16 protein-coding genes are annotated in these 16,911 nt (G+C 40.9%); 5 read left to right on the top strand and 11 right to left on the bottom strand.

Annotated features, from left to right (window positions below; translation table 11 throughout):
* The first annotated feature begins 103 nt into the window (after positions 1 to 103).
* The 4 genes from PGLA_RS06885 (at position 104) to PGLA_RS06870 (ending at position 3,751) form a co-directional block, all read left to right on the top strand.
* Complete coding sequence (locus PGLA_RS06885) at positions 104 to 970, top strand: GNAT family N-acetyltransferase (protein ID WP_068530693.1); 867 nt, start codon at positions 104 to 106, stop codon at positions 968 to 970.
* Between the two features lie 91 nt (positions 971 to 1,061).
* On the top strand, positions 1,062 to 1,925 hold the full coding sequence (locus tag PGLA_RS06880; protein WP_068530690.1) for a class I SAM-dependent methyltransferase: 864 nt from the start codon (positions 1,062 to 1,064) through the stop codon (positions 1,923 to 1,925).
* Between the two features lie 4 nt (positions 1,926 to 1,929).
* Complete coding sequence (locus PGLA_RS06875; RefSeq protein ID WP_068530688.1) at positions 1,930 to 2,643, top strand: RluA family pseudouridine synthase; 714 nt, start codon at positions 1,930 to 1,932, stop codon at positions 2,641 to 2,643.
* A gap of 190 nt (positions 2,644 to 2,833) precedes the next feature.
* Entirely contained in the window at positions 2,834 to 3,751 is a 918-nt protein-coding gene (locus tag PGLA_RS06870; protein WP_068530684.1) for an aldo/keto reductase, read from the top strand.
* 146 nt (positions 3,752 to 3,897) lie between these two features.
* Here PGLA_RS06870 and PGLA_RS06865 read toward each other — a convergent pair whose 3' ends face one another.
* The 3 genes from PGLA_RS06865 to PGLA_RS06850 all read right to left on the bottom strand — a co-directional run bounded on the left by PGLA_RS06865 (position 3,898) and on the right by PGLA_RS06850 (position 5,996).
* Positions 3,898 to 4,716 carry a class I SAM-dependent methyltransferase gene (locus PGLA_RS06865; RefSeq protein WP_068531343.1) on the bottom strand — a complete coding sequence of 273 codons (819 nt, stop codon included), beginning with the start codon at positions 4,714 to 4,716 and terminating at the stop codon, positions 3,898 to 3,900.
* A gap of 250 nt (positions 4,717 to 4,966) precedes the next feature.
* On the bottom strand, positions 4,967 to 5,686 hold the full coding sequence (locus PGLA_RS06855; RefSeq protein ID WP_068530678.1) for a hypothetical protein: 720 nt from the start codon (positions 5,684 to 5,686) through the stop codon (positions 4,967 to 4,969).
* Between the two features lie 115 nt (positions 5,687 to 5,801).
* On the bottom strand, positions 5,802 to 5,996 hold the full coding sequence (locus PGLA_RS06850; RefSeq protein ID WP_068530676.1) for a hypothetical protein: 195 nt from the start codon (positions 5,994 to 5,996) through the stop codon (positions 5,802 to 5,804).
* 300 nt (positions 5,997 to 6,296) lie between these two features.
* Here PGLA_RS06850 and PGLA_RS06845 point away from each other — a divergent pair, with 300 nt between their 5' ends.
* On the top strand, positions 6,297 to 6,494 hold the full coding sequence (locus PGLA_RS06845; RefSeq protein ID WP_068530673.1) for a hypothetical protein: 198 nt from the start codon (positions 6,297 to 6,299) through the stop codon (positions 6,492 to 6,494).
* 110 nt (positions 6,495 to 6,604) lie between these two features.
* Here the strand turns inward: PGLA_RS06845 and PGLA_RS06840 are convergent, their stop codons facing one another.
* The 8 genes from PGLA_RS06840 to PGLA_RS06805 all read right to left on the bottom strand — a co-directional run bounded on the left by PGLA_RS06840 (position 6,605) and on the right by PGLA_RS06805 (position 16,730).
* Positions 6,605 to 7,825, bottom strand: a complete 1,221-nt coding sequence (locus PGLA_RS06840) for an MFS transporter (RefSeq protein WP_068530670.1) — start codon at positions 7,823 to 7,825, stop codon at positions 6,605 to 6,607.
* Positions 7,826 to 7,901: 76 nt separating this feature from the next.
* The gene (locus tag PGLA_RS06835; RefSeq protein ID WP_068530667.1) at positions 7,902 to 8,321 is read right to left on the bottom strand and encodes a MarR family winged helix-turn-helix transcriptional regulator; all 420 of its coding nucleotides are present in this window, start codon (positions 8,319 to 8,321) and stop codon (positions 7,902 to 7,904) included.
* Between the two features lie 154 nt (positions 8,322 to 8,475).
* Positions 8,476 to 10,908 (bottom strand): DNA gyrase subunit A, encoded by a 2,433-nt coding sequence (gene gyrA, locus PGLA_RS06830; protein WP_068530664.1) that lies wholly within the window; start codon positions 10,906 to 10,908, stop codon positions 8,476 to 8,478.
* An 11-nt stretch (positions 10,909 to 10,919) separates the two neighbouring features.
* A complete protein-coding gene (parE, locus tag PGLA_RS06825; RefSeq protein ID WP_068530661.1) occupies positions 10,920 to 12,902 on the bottom strand; it encodes a DNA topoisomerase IV subunit B in 1,983 nt (660 codons plus the stop codon).
* Between the two features lie 79 nt (positions 12,903 to 12,981).
* Complete coding sequence (locus tag PGLA_RS06820) at positions 12,982 to 13,971, bottom strand: ABC transporter permease (RefSeq protein ID WP_068530659.1); 990 nt, start codon at positions 13,969 to 13,971, stop codon at positions 12,982 to 12,984.
* Positions 13,964 to 14,935 (bottom strand): ABC transporter ATP-binding protein, encoded by a 972-nt coding sequence (locus tag PGLA_RS06815; RefSeq protein WP_068530655.1) that lies wholly within the window; start codon positions 14,933 to 14,935, stop codon positions 13,964 to 13,966. The genes PGLA_RS06820 and PGLA_RS06815 overlap by 8 nt, the downstream gene beginning before the upstream one ends.
* Positions 14,936 to 14,967: 32 nt before the next feature.
* Positions 14,968 to 15,831 carry a GDSL-type esterase/lipase family protein gene (locus PGLA_RS06810; RefSeq protein ID WP_068530650.1) on the bottom strand — a complete coding sequence of 288 codons (864 nt, stop codon included), beginning with the start codon at positions 15,829 to 15,831 and terminating at the stop codon, positions 14,968 to 14,970.
* Positions 15,832 to 16,040: 209 nt separating this feature from the next.
* The gene (locus tag PGLA_RS06805; protein WP_068530648.1) at positions 16,041 to 16,730 is read right to left on the bottom strand and encodes a CAP domain-containing protein; all 690 of its coding nucleotides are present in this window, start codon (positions 16,728 to 16,730) and stop codon (positions 16,041 to 16,043) included.
* Between the last annotated feature and the right edge of the window lie 181 nt (positions 16,731 to 16,911).

The raw sequence follows: 16,911 nt of genomic DNA, 5'->3' as shown, positions 1-16,911 counted from the left end.
CATAGCGTTCAATGGTTTACAGGTGTACAATCTTAATCATAAATTTACAGATGCACTGAAGTAACCTTTTCTTAGGAGAGGAATCATTAGGGGGAATCTACACTTGCTAAGCAATAAACAGCTTCAAGATATTCAATCGCTTCAACAACTCTGTGAGGACACCGACCATTTAGCCCTCAAGCTTAACTGGGAGACATTACGAACCCGAAAGACACATGATCATTATGATTACTTTCATTATTCGGGGGACATGCTTACGGGGTTCCTAGGCGTGTACAAGTTCGGTAGTAAATTTGAGATATGCGGCATGGTTCATCCTAATTTTCGTCGACAAGGGATTTTCACTTCCCTATTTCAGACAGCCATCCAAGATACGGGCACTATCGGCTACTCTTCATTATTACTAAATTCACCTGCTAATTCGGTCTCAGGAGAACGATTTCTACATACTGTTCCATGTCAATATGAGTGTTCAGAGTATCAAATGCGCTGGAATGCCACATATGCACAAGAATCACTTAACTTAATCGAGCCTACACCTCAGCACGAAGTTTCTCTCCGTAGCGCTACCGATAATGACATCGAAGATTTGGTTCGTCTCGATAAAGAAGGATTTGGAATGAGTGATGAGGATGTACTCGATATGCATAAGACGCTAACGGAAGATGGACTTGAGCATATGTATGTTATGGAATCCAATGGCGTAACCATGGGTAAGATTAACGTTCTCCCTTCTGAATCGCAGACATGGATTTACGCCTTCACTGTAGATCGAGCTGTTCGTGGACAAGGCATTGGACGTAGAACACTCCATCATATTATCCAACAGGAACTACCGCACAATAAAGAACTATGGCTTGAAGTGGCTGTTCATAATCCAAAAGCTTTGAAACTTTATGAATCTTGTGGTTTCGTTACGCAAGAGAAGCAAGATTATTATCAATTCACAAGAAAGGAGACGATTTCATAGTTATATGATGCTATAAGATGCATTGTGAGGGACAAATGATGTACAATATAAGCTAAATGACTTTTAGACTGAAATGAAGGATGGATTAATGATGTATGTAGCACATGATTGGAAAGATTACGAATTATTGGATACTGGTGATGGTGATAAGCTTGAAAGATGGGGCGACGTTTTCTTACGTAGACCTGATCCACAGATTATTTGGCCTTTAGAGAATGAAACAGAACAATGGCGTAAGGTTCATGGCCATTACTCGCGTAGTTCAACGGGTGGCGGTCAATGGGATATGAAGAAACCAATCCCTGAACGTTGGACTGTATCTTATGATAAGTTGAAATTCCATATAAAACCTACCAGTTTCAAACATACTGGACTATTTCCAGAGCAAGCTGTGAATTGGCGCTGGATGATGGACAAGATTTCTGGCGCTGGCCGCCCTATCAAAGTATTGAACCTTTTCGCTTACACTGGCGGCGCAACTGTTGCTTCAGCTTATGCAGGTGCAGAAGTCGTGCATGTTGATGCAGCTAAAGGTATGGTGCAATGGGCTAAAGAGAATGTTCAACTATCTGGTCTACAAGACCGTCCAGTACGATTTATTACAGATGACGTGTTTAAATTTGTACAACGCGAACAACGTCGTGGCAATAAATATGACGCTATCATTATGGATCCTCCTTCCTATGGCCGTGGTCCTGGTGGCGAAATGTGGAAGTTAGAATCAAGTTTGTATCCGTTCCTTGAGAGCTGCATGGAGATTATGTCGGACAACCCTCTCTTTATGCTTATCAATTCGTATACAACAGGTATTTCGCCAACGGTCTTGAGCAATATGCTTACGATGACCGTATCTCGTAAATATGGTGGAAGTATCTCTTCAGGTGAAATTGGTTTACCTATATCCTCTTCAGGACTAACACTACCTTGTGGTATTCTAGGCCGCTGGGAGGCTTAAGTCTATGAATCAAGGGGATACATCTAGATCTAATATACCTATCCTCTATGAGGATAATCATCTTCTTGGGATCGTCAAACCTGTGAACGTACCCACTCAGGAAGACGCATCGGGAGATCCTGACCTCGTTAATATTCTCAAGCAGGATATTAAGGAACGTTATAATAAACCTGGCAACGTCTATGTAGGGCTGGTTCATCGATTGGATCGACCTGTTGGAGGGGCTATGATCTTCGCGAAGACTTCTAAAGCAGCTTCACGGCTTTCTGACCATGTTCGTAGTCGAAGTTTCCGTAAAGTCTACTTAGCAGTAGTTCATGGAACTCTCTCTTCACCTCAAGGAAGATTAACCGATATGTTATTGAAGGATCCTAAGACGAATATCGTATCTGTTGTTCCCAAAGGAAGAGACGGTGCGAAAGAAGCGATTCTAGATTATAAAGTTATCGGAACTTCGAACTCGTTAAGTTTAGTTCAAATCGAACTTCTTACGGGCAGATCTCATCAAATTCGTGTACAGTTTAGTCACGCTGGATATCCTTTGTATGGTGATCAGAAGTACGGTCGTGAAGTGAATAAGGTTGGACAGCAAATCGCCCTTTGGTCGGTATTTGTAGGCTTCCCTCACCCTGTCACGAAAGAAGAAGTTACGTTGGCATCCACACCACCTTCCCAATACCCTTGGGATTTGTGGCCGCAGGATATCGTTCAATTGTAATGATCTACTGTGCTTCCCTGCATCCCTTAGATATATTCATCGGACTACCCTCTTGGTTAATCCGATGAATGTGTCTAGGGGTGTATTTTTAATAACTTATAATATACTCCTATGTATAAAGTTATAATGAGAGAAGGGTGTCGCCTCAATATTTACGTTCGATCACAATTTCTTTGAAAGTGGTGTTGTAATGAACAATATTAATCTTGGTAAAAGCGGCTTAATCGCCTCAGAAATTACGCTTGGATGTATGAGAATTGCGGAACTTTCCACACAGGAAGCTGGTAAGCTTATTAATACAGCTATGGACGAGGGCATCAATTTCTTTGATCATGCTGATATCTATGGTGCTGGGAAATCCGAGGAAATATTTGCACAAGCGATTGAGATGAGCCCTAGTATACGAGAAAAAATGATTATCCAAACAAAATGTGGCATTCGGCCGGGATACTTCGACTTTTCCAAAGAACATATTCTGAATTCTGTTGATCAAAGTCTAAAGCGTTTACAAACGGAGTATATTGACGTGTTTCTATTACATCGTCCAGATACACTTGTTGAACCTGAAGAGGTCGATGAAGCTTTTACGATATTGCGTAATAGCGGTAAGGTACGACATTTCGGAGTGAGCAATCAGAACCCAATGCAGATTGAATTGCTTAACAAGTACTTACATCACAAGCTTATCATCAATCAACTACAGTTAAGCATCACAAATACAGGAATGATAGATTCTGGGATTAACGTAAATATGCATATCGATCGTTCCATCGACAGAGACGGGAGTATATTGGACTATTGCCGCCTGAAGGATATTACGATCCAAGCATGGTCTCCTTTCCAATATGGATTCTTTGAGGGTGTATTCCTAAATAATGATAAATTCCCAGAACTCAATCACACAATTGATCAAATAGCTGAAGCTAAAGGGGTATCCAATTCTGCTATTGCCATTGCATGGATCCTAAGGCACCCTGCCAAAATTCAACCTATCGTTGGGACAACCAATGCAGATCGCTTGAAAGATATCTGTAAGGCTTCAACTATCACTCTTACAAGACAAGAATGGTACGAGATATACAGAGCAGCCGGGAATCAACTTCCATAGTCATCCACTGAACAATTGTAAATACCCCCTCCAAGCGTACTTGGAGGGAGTATTTTTATGCGAACCATGCTTGCTTACTATACTTCTTTTTGAAATTTAAATAATGTTAATATTGATGAAATTCGAGAAATCGAAATTTTAGACCTTTATACTTTTCGTCCTATATATAAAAGATGCGAAGAAATCCCTAGTAGCGATGGATCTTGTGCTCTTTGTATAAGGAAATCTACAAGTTGAGCATATTCCTCATGTCCCTTCTCTTTCCAATAAGATAATTGCTCTTCGCTAAGTAATGTTCCTATATTGGTTGAACCAATGAGATTAATGGATTGAAACCCGCTACTCTCCATGAATGGATTAATATCTTCTACGTTGAAAAAATAAGCTCCCGTATATCTTCCTTCATCACTATGATTAAAAATACCATCGTTCATAAACTCTTGAATAGCATTCATGTTATCATTCGGCTTCCATTGACCCGGAGATCGCAAAGACGCAAGTGCATGATTCGTGCGAGAGCGAAAGGCAACGAATACATAACTCCCACACTTCGTCACACGACGAAGTTCTTGGACAGCAATCCGGCGATCAATCTCATTCTGTAGATGGTACATCGGTCCGAGCATCAATGATGCATCAAAGGATTGATCCACGAACTCCGATAAGTCACGAGCATCTGCTACATGGAACCCGTCAAACATTGTCTCCACACCATGCTCTCGCGATTTCTCTTTAGCTAATTCAACAAGTTTCGGTGTGAGATCTGTTAATGTCATTTGGTAACCCTGCTGGGCAAGTGCAATGGCATACTTACCCGGACCTGCTCCATTATCCAAAACCCGACCGGTTGCTGGCAGATACTTATTGATATAATACCAATTCACTGTGAATTCGAGCGGCTCTCGATCCAAGCGACTCCACTCTCTATCCCCAAAGCTATTATAGTAATCAATAACTGGATTTATCATATTCATATAGATCTCCCCCCTCAATTCATAGAACAATAATACCATATCCTGTATTTTATAGTTTTATATTCCTTCAAAGAGTGCAATGTAATAGTCATATCCTTCGTTGTTTGCTGACCCGAACCTCTTAATTCAACCTCCACACATTTCATGGCATCCGCTGTAACAAGAACTCTACTTTCCTTCAAAAAAAGACTCGTATGATCCACTGTATATCCTTGTGTATGTAAACTTAAATTCCACGCTCTTATTCCCATCTTCGCTCATGAACACCATCACTCAACGTGATGATCATACCAGATCCCATCCCACTAGAAACATAACCATTATTGTCCATCTCAATATCGAAACTAACATTATAGACACTATCTACTCGTTGTGGAATAGTCATAGATGACAACCGAATCACGGGGAATCTTAGCTCTTCTTCCCCCCGAAATTTAGGAAACTCTATGACAGGAACGATTTCAACTACATCTCCACTATAATTTGTCAGTGCCAATTGACATGTTCCTCCAAGGCTTCCATCCTTAAGTTCGTAGTTACAATTCACTTTGGATTGATCCACTTCCACTGCATATACGCCTGACGCGAATAAACGTTGATAGGAAGTTGTAATCCATCCAGGAGCATTACTCACCAACATCATAATAACAATAAATGCTATAAACATCCCCCGTTCAAGCGCTCTGTTTAGCACAAAGAATACGGCCACCAATAACATCAATACAAATATGTTTGCAAAATGTAACCCCATCCCATTCTCACCAGAATATAACGGAAGGCCTATGCTCTGAAAGAGCCATTCAACGACATTCAAGGGTCCCGGATAGCGAAGACACAATATGATGACCATCGATAACAGTATGATCGCAAGTTGCAAAGAACGCCGATCGCGAACTAATGGTGATTTCTTTTCCTCCCTACGATCATATAATTGTGTTGCATTTTTCCTTTTTAGGAACATAAGAAGTTTATCTCCTTTACCTGATCGAATATTCTATACAGTATATAACGTCAAGCTCCTCACATGGTTACAATAATTTACATTATCATAAATAAGAACACAATCCTTCCCTTACCTATTGGACTTCCGCTACATACACTTTACCCATTACCGTTTCAATCTCCACGCGATCACCCTTTTGCAGAACAAAATTCAGAAATTTACGTGAAATCTCTAATCCGTTCAGCTTCATAGTCTTGACATTCTCTAACTCCCAACCCAATTCATCATATAAATCCATGTCAAAAATGACGTCATTTAATGTTTGCATACGATCACCTTTCTCAACGTATCTTCTTTAAACCCTAGAAGATATATATTAACATACCCGTTAATGGATAGGGGAACAGTTCAGATTTTTCAAATCTCGACTCCAGTATAGCTATTTATTCTATAAACCTCCAATATGCGACTAGTAGACTCTAAGATTGCATAGATAATAGTAATAAACGATCGGAATATAGCAGAAAATTATTATTCTCTACCTGCATGAAGTGACAATCTTTTCTCAAGAGAGATGATATATTTGACCTACACTTAGAGAACTAAGTGCATAAACGGAGGGATTAATATGGGAGAATTAGAAAACGCGATTGTATTGGAAGAAGAAGTAAATGTAGAAAACGCTGAAATATCTGAATCATCCGATCCCAGCGAAGATGCGACTGACGAAATCCTTAATGAAGAAGATGCCGAAGAAGAAGCTGCTGAAGAGGCTGACGAAGTTGAAGTTTCCGATGAAGTTGAAGCTGAAGACGATCTCATCTAAATTATAACTGTAATTCAACTCCCTTCTCCTTGTACAACATACGAGACAAAATCAACCTGTTCATTTGTGAACAGGTTTTCATTTTGTCTATAAATGCTAATAAGGTGTACCTATTCATCCGCTAATTCTATTCCCTTTGTCTCTTTTCCAAGGAAGAGCACAGCAAAAGCCCCAATCAGTATGACCACAAAAAACATCATAAAGATAACATTGATCCCTGTTCCTTTAGAAACGAGTAAACCCACTAACAGTGGAGCAATAACGCCACCAACACGCCCCATAGCTGTCGCAAGTCCTACGCCTGTTGTACGAACCTTTGTAGGATATAACTCTGGGCTATAGGCGTATAATCCACCCCAAGCTCCCAGGTTAAAGAAGGATAAGAAAATTCCAGCTGTAATCAACATACCTACAGAAGTTGAATATCCAAACCATGCTGCACTCACAGCCGTCATCACTAAATACGTCACAAGGACGAATTTACGTCCAAATTTCTCAATGAAATAGGCCGCTGTGAAATAACCTGGCAATTGAGCTAACGTCATGATCAGCACATATTCAAAACTCTTCACCAAACTGAACCCTTTCATGGTCATAACCGTCGGTAACCATAGAAACATGCCATAATATGAGAACACGACGGTGAACCACAAAATCCACAGCATGATCGTAGATCGGCGATACTTTATCGACCATACTTGTACTACTTTCTCACGGAAAGAAGGTTTCCGGATGCCATTTTGCTTAATGAACCGTGGGGGATCCTCAATCGCTCGTCGAAGATAAAGTGCGTATAATGCTGGCATAGCTCCAATAACGAAAGCAGCTTGCCAACCATACTTCGGAATAATGAAATACGCTATAAGCGCAGCACAGATCCAACCGATGGCCCAGAAGCTCTCTAATAACACTACAGCTCGTCCACGGTCCTTCGCAGGCATCGATTCAGATACAAGTGTAGAAGCTACTGGTAGCTCTCCACCGAGCCCAACGCCAGAAATAAAGCGCAGTAAACACAACACGCCGAAGCCTGTAGCTAGCGCCGACAAGCCACTAGCAATAGAGAATATTAATAATGTCCACAATAATATAGATTTGCGTCCATAACGATCCGCCATGGCTCCCGCCAACACCGCACCAAGGACCATTCCCAAGGAGCTAATACTTGTAAGAAAACCAATCTGACCTGCTGTGAGTGTCCATTCTTCTTTTAGCGCTGCAACGATAAATGAGATAATACCAACATCCATCGCGTCGAATAGCCAACTGAGGCCAACGCCGAATAATAACTTCCGTTGTTTAGGATTACGTAATAATTCCATGTTGTTCATAATATGAATGACTCCCTTAGTTGTCTCAACCTCTATTAATCTAACCCCGTAGACAAAGATTATTCGTTAATTCTACTCAGACTACTTTAGTATTAGCTGTAATCTTCCCAAGTAGATAAACAAGTAATTGTTGGTTATGTGATGATATACGATTTAACACCGTTGACAGAAAAGCGTCTCGAATCTGTACGCCACGTTCTGCTTCTTGCTTACCCTTCTCAGAGATCGATACCCAGACAATACGACGATCATTGCTGTCACGTTCTCTCCCCAATAGCCCATTCCTCTCCATCCGATCTAACAGCATTGTAACTGCAGCGGGACTTGTCGCCAAATAAGGTATGAAATCTGATGGTTTCATGGTGCCACGTTCCATGATGACCTCAAGTACAGTTAATTGGGATTCTGTCAGTACAGGTGCAAGCTCATTTTCCATATGCAGTTTATAATCTTTGCTAAGCTGGGACCATAATTTCGCGAATTCGGAAGTCTGCAACTGTATACCTCCTACCTTTCTTATATACACTTCGTTTATTACATTAACTTTCGCGAAATTTGTTCCATTTCCTTCCTGTCTCACAAATTTTTTCATTCTACAAAGAAGGCACTCTTACTACAACCGTAGCAGAATGCCTCCTATATTAGTTAATTCACTTCTCGAACAGATCAATAATCTGATCATTTTTATCCAGATGTATCAACTGCTTACCTGTTGATTTACGATCTGCGATCGGCGTTTGTTCGGAAATCATATCGTTTGTTGTGCCCGCTTGGCTAACAGCAACTAAGTGTACAGGATTCTTACAATAGAATGCCCCTACTAATTGGCTACCATTCGGTTTCACTCGTTTACCTTCCTTGAATTCAAACGTCGGTAACCCTTTACCACCACGGCTTTGTGATAAATAGTCAACCAATAATGAGCGTTTCGCGTAGCCGATATCACTTACTGTAAGAATTTCGCCTTCATCGTCTTCCACCCATAGAGCAGACACGACTTCGTCACCATCTCGTAACTGCATCCCTCGAACACCCGTTGATACTCGTCCCATTGGGTTAACTTCTTGTTCTTTGAAGCGAATACTCATCCCAAGTTTACTTACAAGAAGAATATCCTTACTATTATCACTCAGTGAAACGGAGATGATCTCATCGCCATCGGCTACTTTACAAGCAGCGATAGCACTTGAACGATTCGTCATATATTCTTTCAATTCAGTACGCTTAACTTGACCTTTTCTTGTTACAAACACTAGACTCTTACCAGGATCATCAAGTGTCGATACAGATATAAATCCAATGATGTCATCTTCTTTAGCAAGGTTAATCACATTCACTATAGCCGTACCTGCATCTTTCCACTTAAACTCTGGAATCAAATGAACAGGAAGAATGAAATATTGTCCTTTTTGCGTAAAGACAAGTAAATTATCAAGTGTGTTTAGCTCCAGCACTTTTTTGAGATAATCGCCATCTTTCACGCCCGAGCCTTCGCGATCACCGCCTGACCTTGTAAAAGACTGCATACTGGTACGCTTGATATATCCTTCTTTAGAAAGCGTCACGATAACGTCTTCCGCATTGACCATCACTTCAAGATTAACCTTAATTTCCTCGACCTCACCTTGAATGACGGATCTACGATCTATTCCGAATTTATCTCTGATCTCCATCAATTCCTTGCGGATTAAGGCAATCAGTTTCTTATCGCTTTCTAGAATGGCGCGCAACGTTTCAACTTTCTTATGGATTTCGTCCATTTCTTTCTGCAATGTTGTGATCTCTAAGTTCGTTATCCGATAGAGCTGCAACGTAAGAATGGAATCTGCTTGGCGTTCGGTAAAGCCAAACATCCATTGTAAGTTATTCTGAGCGTCCTGACGATTCTTAGAAGCTTTAATGGCTGCAATGACCTCATCTAGGATGTTAAGTGCCTTCACTAGGCCTTCAAGTACATGTAAGCGATCCTCAACTTTATTGAGATCAAACCTAGTTCTGCGAGTCACGACTTCACGTTGATGTTCGATGTATGCGCTTAGAATCGGCTTAAGCCCTAATTGTTGCGGGGCTTTATTAACGATCGCTACCATATTAAAGTTATATGTGATTTGCAAATCTGTTTTTTTCAATAAATAGGCCAAAATCCCTTGTGCATCGGCTTCTTTCTTGAGTTCCACAACAATTCGAAGTCCTTCACGTCCACTTTCATCACGAACCTCAGCGATACCCTCTACTTTTTTCTCTAGACGGATATTCTCCATAGCTGTAACAAGGCGTGATTTAACCACCTGAAAAGGAATTTCTGTGATGACAATTTGTTGCTTGCCGCCACGCATAAATTCAATATCCGTCTTAGATCTTAAATAAATGCGTCCTTTACCCGTACGATAAGCATCCATGATGCCTTCTCCACCCATAATGGTTCCACCAAGAGGGAAGTCTGGCCCTTTAATGAATGTCATGAGTTCTTCCAGTTCAATCTCTGGCTTCTGCATGACGGCTATACACGCATCAATAACTTCACGTAAATTATGAGGAGGAATTTCCGTCGCGAAACCTGCAGAAATACCACTCGCACCATTCACTAGAAGATTAGGATATCTCGACGGTAACACAGCTGGTTCTTGTGTCGTGTTATCGAAATTGTCCTTGAATAATACTGTGCCTTTCTCGATATCGCGCAGCAATTCCAAAGCAATTGGTGATAACCTTGCTTCCGTATAACGCATCGCTGCAGCTGGATCATCATCAATAGATCCCCAGTTACCGTGTCCATCAATAAGCGTATGTCCCATCTTCCATGGCTGAGCCATACGAACCATTCCGTCATAAATCGATGAATCTCCGTGAGGATGGTAATTCCCCATCACATCTCCGACCGCCTTGGCCGACTTGCGATATGGCTTGTCCGGCATATTACCCGAATCATACATTGAATATAGAATCCGTCGTTGAACAGGCTTCAACCCATCGCGTACATCGGGAATCGCACGATCCTGAATAATATATTTAGAGTACCGCCCGAAACGGTCACCGACGACCTCTTCTAAGTAGGCCGGTAGATATTCTTCTGATAAGCTCATCTATTCACCTTCTATTCCTCGACATCAGTAAAGTCAACATTATCAACAATCCAGCGTTTGCGTGGATCAACCTTGTCACCCATTAGCGTGGATACACGTTTCTCTGCTTTAGCTGCATCTACAATCTGTACTTTAAGCAGCGTTCTCATCTCTGGATTCATTGTTGTCTCCCATAACTGCTCAGGGTTCATTTCTCCGAGTCCTTTATAACGCTGCAATTCGAATTTATCTCCGAATTCTTTCAAGTAGTTCGCTAGTTCTTCATCGCTCCATGCGTAACGCATCGTCTCAAGTTTCCCCGATTTACGTGTGATCTTGTACAATGGCGGCTGTGCAATAAAGACTTTCCCTGCATCTATAAGCGGCTTCATATAACGGTAAAAGAACGTCAGAAGCAATACTTGAATATGTGCTCCATCCGTATCCGCATCTGTCATAATAATTATTTTAGAATAATTGCTGTCTTCCAGTTCAAAATCAGTACCAATTCCTGCACCGATGGCAGATACAATCGCACGATATTCCTCATTCTTCAGAACATCAGCAAGTTTAGCCTTCTCTGGGTTCAAAGGTTTCCCCTTCAAAGGAAGGATCGCTTGGATCTTAGAGTCTCGACCCTGTTTAGCCGAACCACCCGCGGAATCTCCTTCCACGATGAACAGTTCTGTGCGTGTCACATCTTTAGACTGTGCAGGCGTAAGCTTACCATTCAGATTGGAACTTTCACTACGTTTCTTACCCGTACGCATGTCATCTCGAGCTTTCCGCGCAGCTTCACGTGCTTTCGATGCCTGAACGGCCTTCTTGATCAGTGTTTGAGCAACCTGCGGATTCTCTTCTAGAAAGATTTGCATGTTCTCAGAGACAATAGCGTCCACCATACTCCGAGCGGATGCACTACCTAGTTGGTCTTTCGTCTGACCCACAAATTCAACATCGGACATTTTGACACTAATAACCGTCATCATGCCTTCACGCAAATCTGATCCTTCTAGATTCTTGTCTTTTTCTTTAAGTAGGCTTGTTTTTCTAGCGTAATCATTCATGACACGCGTGTAAGCTGTCTTGAACCCTGTTTCGTGCGTTCCCCCGCCCCGTGTTGGAATGGAGTTAACGAAAGATGCAAGTGTCTCCGTATACCCAGCGTTATACTGAAGTGCTACTTCAACTTCGACATCATCCTTCTCAGCATTGAAATGAATGACATCATGTAATACATCCTTGCCTTCATTCAGGAATTCGACGAACTGACTCGCACCACCTTCATAATGAAACTCATCTTGCTTATCAGAACGATGATCCTTCAGCACAATTCGAAGGCCCGAATTCAGGAAAGCAAGTTCCTGTACCCGTTCCGCTAAAGTGTCATAATTAAGGTGAATGCCATTCGAGAAAACGCGTATGTCCGGTTTAAAAGTCACTTTTGTACCGGTCTTATTGGTATTTCCAAGCTGTTCGAGACCTGTAGATGGTTCACCTACATGTTCTATGCCCTTATCATCTACCCAATATTCGAAACGTTGGCGATGTACCTTTCCATCACGGAATATTTCGACTTCTAGCCATTCAGATAGAGCATTGGTTACTGATGCACCGACACCATGAAGACCGCCTGACTTCTTATATCCTGATCCTCCGAATTTACCTCCGGCATGTAGAATCGTGAAGACAACTTGAGGTGTTGGTATACCCGTTTTATGAATTCCTGTAGGAATTCCGCGCCCATTATCTTGAACAGTCACGGATCCGTCTTTGTGTAAAGTTATTTCAATTCTTGTGCAGTATTTGGCAAGATGTTCGTCCACTGCATTATCCACGATTTCCCATACTAGATGATGAAGTCCCGATGCACTCGTACTACCAATATACATTCCAGGTCTTTTGCGAACTGCGACTAGACCTTCGAGCACTTGAATGTCGTCTACATCGTACCCGGCATGGCCCTTTTCGCCGCCTTTGGATGACTCTGCAAGCAAATCGATCTGCTCGACCATTCATGCTCCCCCTTAATAAATCTTTATCAACGATGACTTTCATCCGATGCAAACAGATGTTTTGTTATCCTTGTCTATTTTAGTTCAAGATATCCCTTTTCGTAAAGACTGTGAATGACACGATAACCGAAACAAGTGCCCATATTCCCAATACAATCAATGAAAAATTAAGATTCATTCCTTCAATGGGAGCTGGTGTTCCGGCCAAATAACTCGTAAGTTGCAAGTTTACCATAAATAAATATTTAGCGCTTGTCCAAGCAGATGCCATGTTTGTCAAAATAGTCCCTGCAATGAGTGCGGCCATCATGACGACAATACTGGCAGCCGTACTTTTCACTAACACAGACACCATAAAAGCAAGTAATGCAACCGTTACAGCAACAAACCATATTAATCCGCATTGCATCAACAAATATTCCCACTGTGGCACGGCATGTACAGCAGACATATCGACATTAGAACCACTAATCTGGAACCCCGTGAACACTGGCATGTTAAAGCCAACATATCCAAAAAAAGCTCCTGAGATCAAATAACTTATGGCAAAAGTCGATAATATTATCAACGATACAAACATGATCATCGTAATCATCTTACTCAGCAGTACTTTCCACCTTTTTACCGGTCTTGTCAATAACATTTTGATCGTACCTGTAGTTCTTTCACCAGATACAATGTCCGATGCAATAGCCATAATAAGTAAAGGAATGAACAATGAGATGGAATTATCCATAAATTCTCGCGTAAAGGTAACCCCATTTGGTTCTTTAGGATTCACATTATGGTCGAGATAATACTGAAGTTGCTGGACAAAAATTAACCGATATTTCTTCCACTCCTCTGGTATTCGATTACTTCCGAGAGAATTCTGATTGTCTGTTATTTGCTGCTGTAATTCAAGCCGCCAGTCGCCATTGAACTTATCTCGACTTAGCTCTGACGATTTCATTTGGGCATAGGTAAAAATCGGTACCAGAATTAATAAAATGAGTAGAACGACGTAAAAACGCTTCTTTTTAATAATCTTGATACATTCGTTTTTTATAAGTGGCAGGATACTACTCAATATTCTCACCTTCAGTCATTTGTAGGAATAATTGTTCTAGTGTTGGATTAATCTTATTGACACCCTTCACTGCGATACCTGCCTTGACTAATTGCGAAATGATGGCAGGAATTAGTTCCTCTCCATTTTGTGTAACAACGGCATTCAATGACATTCCTGCAATGATAGTATCATCCAGTAATGCTTCCACGGATTCAACCATTTGCACGCCCTCGAACTTAGAAAGAATAGTACGTCCTTCTAACATGGGCTCCATATCCCAAATGACATATTCGGCATTCTGAGACACTAACTCATTCACTTCACCTACAGCAAGTACACTCCCTTGACTAATGATTGCTACACGATCGCATAACAATTGGATTTCACTCAATAAATGGCTGGATACAAATACCGCCAATCCTTCCTCAGCAAGCTTCCTAATGAACACGCGAAGCTCCTTAATCCCCTTAGGATCAAGTCCATTCGTAGGTTCATCAAGTATTAGTAACTTTGGACGACCCAATAGCGCTTGGGCGATACCAAGCCTCTGACGCATACCAAGTGAGTATGTACGTACCTTATCATGAATGCGTTGATCCAACCGGACAATATCTACAACTTCTTGAATCCGCACTTCATCAACGCCGGGTTGCATTCTTGCAAAGTGCTCTAAATTTTCCCATCCTGTGAGATACGTGTACACTTCTGGATTCTCAACAATCGAGCCTACGTATCGTAACGCATTTTCCTGATCACGATTGACATCATAACCATATACTTTTATCGTTCCACTGCTTGGTTTAATCAGATCAACCAACATTCGAATCGTCGTCGTTTTCCCCGCGCCATTTGGACCTAGGAAACCGAAAATTTCTCCTTCACGCACATCAAAAGTTACATCCTTAATAATCATTTTTTTACCAATTTTTTTATGTACATGTTCAACAGAAAGAACAATTTTATCCGCACTAGTTACAGTCATATGAATGCCCCTTTCTTTTAAATTTCCATCTCTTACTGTATCCCCTGTACAATTCGATTAGCAATTTGTTGATATCCTTCTGCATTTGGATGAAAGTGGTCACTCGATAAATATCGTTTCAAATTATGTGTAAACAAATCATAAGTAGGGACTAAAGTCATATTCTCATATTTGTTGATGGTCGTAAGTGCAACGTTGTTCCATCTCGTTACAGCTTCATTTCCTACGGTTTTCAATTCTTTCATATCTCCAAAAGGATTATACAATCCCACATAAACAATATAGGAATCAGGATTAATCACTCTTATTTTCTCTAAAACAACTTTGAGTTGTGCTGATGCTTTAGGCAATGCACTTTGTATCTTCTCTGCTGTTACCTCGTGTGCTGAATTCGTTGACTCTGCGCCTGCCGATGTCTCTGACTCCCCCTTAGCTGATGATAACAGCTGTGCCCCCTGAAATAGATCATTACCTCCAATAGAAAGGATAATAACATCAGACTGTTTCAGAACGTATTGTACACCTTCTTCATCTAACTTCGTCACAAGACCATCCGTCGTTAGTCCATTAATCCCTAAATTGTTAAGTAACGTCGTCTTCTTGCCACTACTCTTCGCGAGTCCTTCCACGCTTCTTTTCACGAACCCGCTTCCTGTCTCATCGCCTGTGCCTTTTGCCAAGGAATCTCCAATAGCTGCAATCTTATATTCCTTTTTACTATCCATACTATCCGCTACTCCCTCCCCTAGTTGCTGAGATGGACGTTCAATCGCTTCTGTACCAACCTGTGGAGCATTAACATCTTTAATAGCGTATATAAATCCAACTAACAATACCAATGTCGTCACAATTGAGACGATGCTTACACTGCGCCAGATCCACTTTGACGAATTCAAATTCAATACCTCCTTCAATCTTAGGTTTAACATTAAAACTTCTATTTCAAATTTGCAAATAACAAGTTGATTGCGACACCTATTTGCGGATAAAATATGGAGATCAAGCTATCAAGCCTATGCTTTCCCGAAAAGGATACAAAAAAACAACTGAGCTATTCATCATCGAATAGCTCAGCTGTCCATTTCATTGTATATTGATTTTCTGATTATCTACTAATAAACTCTTGTACCCAATGACCATTGTAATAACCTACTCCGATAATTGTATAGTTCGCATTCAAGATATTAGCGCGATGACCTTCACTATTCATCCAAGCTTTCATAACTTCAGCTGGTGTCTTTTGGCCTTTAGCAATATTCTCGCCTGCGTAGCTATAAGTAATACCATATTTCTTCATCATGTCGAAAGGAGATCCATAGGTTGGTGAATTATGCGCAAAATATTTGTTGTTACTCATATCTTTAGCTTTATCTAGTGCCATATTGGCTAATTTAGCATCCGAAGTCAATGGTTTCAGACCTGCTTTGCTACGTTCTTGATTCACTAGGTTCACAACTTGAGCAGTAACCGATTGATCTACGTTTGTGTCTGGTTTAGGTTTTACTTCTGGTTTTACTTCTGGTTTTACTTCTGGTTTTACCTCAGGTTTCACTTCAGGTTTAGTAATTGGTTTAGTAATTGGTTTAGAAGGCTTAATACTTGTCTGTAGCTTATCTACAATGACTTTCCATTCCCCGTCATTATTCTTCATCCAATCTTGAAAAATCACCTTCACATCAGTATATTTATAAGTTTCAGCAGAAGCAGCAGAAGCTGACCCTGGTAGTACCATTCCAACAGCTAATATAGAAGCAACTGTACCAGTCATTACCGTTTTGATCATTGATTTTTTCATATATACATCTCCTTATTTCGTATCGTATTTTTGAATATCACAGTTACAAAAAGGTTACAAAATTGTCATCACCAACAAAATCATTGTAACATGCTAGATTACATTTTTAACCCCGCAAATACTGGAAAACGTCATGTGACAACCATAAACAACAGAAATAACCTTATATTCTCACCCGATT

This window comes from Paenibacillus glacialis, assembly GCF_001637205.1.
GTDB lineage: Bacteria > Bacillota > Bacilli > Paenibacillales > Paenibacillaceae > Paenibacillus_AQ > Paenibacillus_AQ glacialis.
The sequence above is the reverse complement of the archived record's forward strand: the minus strand, read 5'-3'. Positions and strand labels throughout refer to the sequence as shown.

Excerpts from the sequence above, each read along its gene's own strand:
- PGLA_RS06845 (WP_068530673.1), top strand. The coding sequence starts at position 6,297 with ATGGGAGAATTAGAAAACGCGATTGTATTGGAAGAAGAAGTAAATGTA.
- PGLA_RS06815 (WP_068530655.1), bottom strand. The coding sequence starts at position 14,935 with ATGACTGTAACTAGTGCGGATAAAATTGTTCTTTCTGTTGAACATGTA.
- PGLA_RS06850 (WP_068530676.1), bottom strand. The coding sequence starts at position 5,996 with ATGCAAACATTAAATGACGTCATTTTTGACATGGATTTATATGATGAA.
- PGLA_RS06870 (WP_068530684.1), top strand. The coding sequence starts at position 2,834 with ATGAACAATATTAATCTTGGTAAAAGCGGCTTAATCGCCTCAGAAATT.
- PGLA_RS06880 (WP_068530690.1), top strand. The coding sequence starts at position 1,062 with ATGTATGTAGCACATGATTGGAAAGATTACGAATTATTGGATACTGGT.
- PGLA_RS06875 (WP_068530688.1), top strand. The coding sequence starts at position 1,930 with ATGAATCAAGGGGATACATCTAGATCTAATATACCTATCCTCTATGAG.
- parE (WP_068530661.1), bottom strand. The coding sequence starts at position 12,902 with ATGGTCGAGCAGATCGATTTGCTTGCAGAGTCATCCAAAGGCGGCGAA.
- PGLA_RS06840 (WP_068530670.1), bottom strand. The coding sequence starts at position 7,825 with ATGAACAACATGGAATTATTACGTAATCCTAAACAACGGAAGTTATTA.
- PGLA_RS06855 (WP_068530678.1), bottom strand. The coding sequence starts at position 5,686 with ATGTTCCTAAAAAGGAAAAATGCAACACAATTATATGATCGTAGGGAG.
- gyrA (WP_068530664.1), bottom strand. The coding sequence starts at position 10,908 with ATGAGCTTATCAGAAGAATATCTACCGGCCTACTTAGAAGAGGTCGTC.
- PGLA_RS06805 (WP_068530648.1), bottom strand. The coding sequence starts at position 16,730 with ATGAAAAAATCAATGATCAAAACGGTAATGACTGGTACAGTTGCTTCT.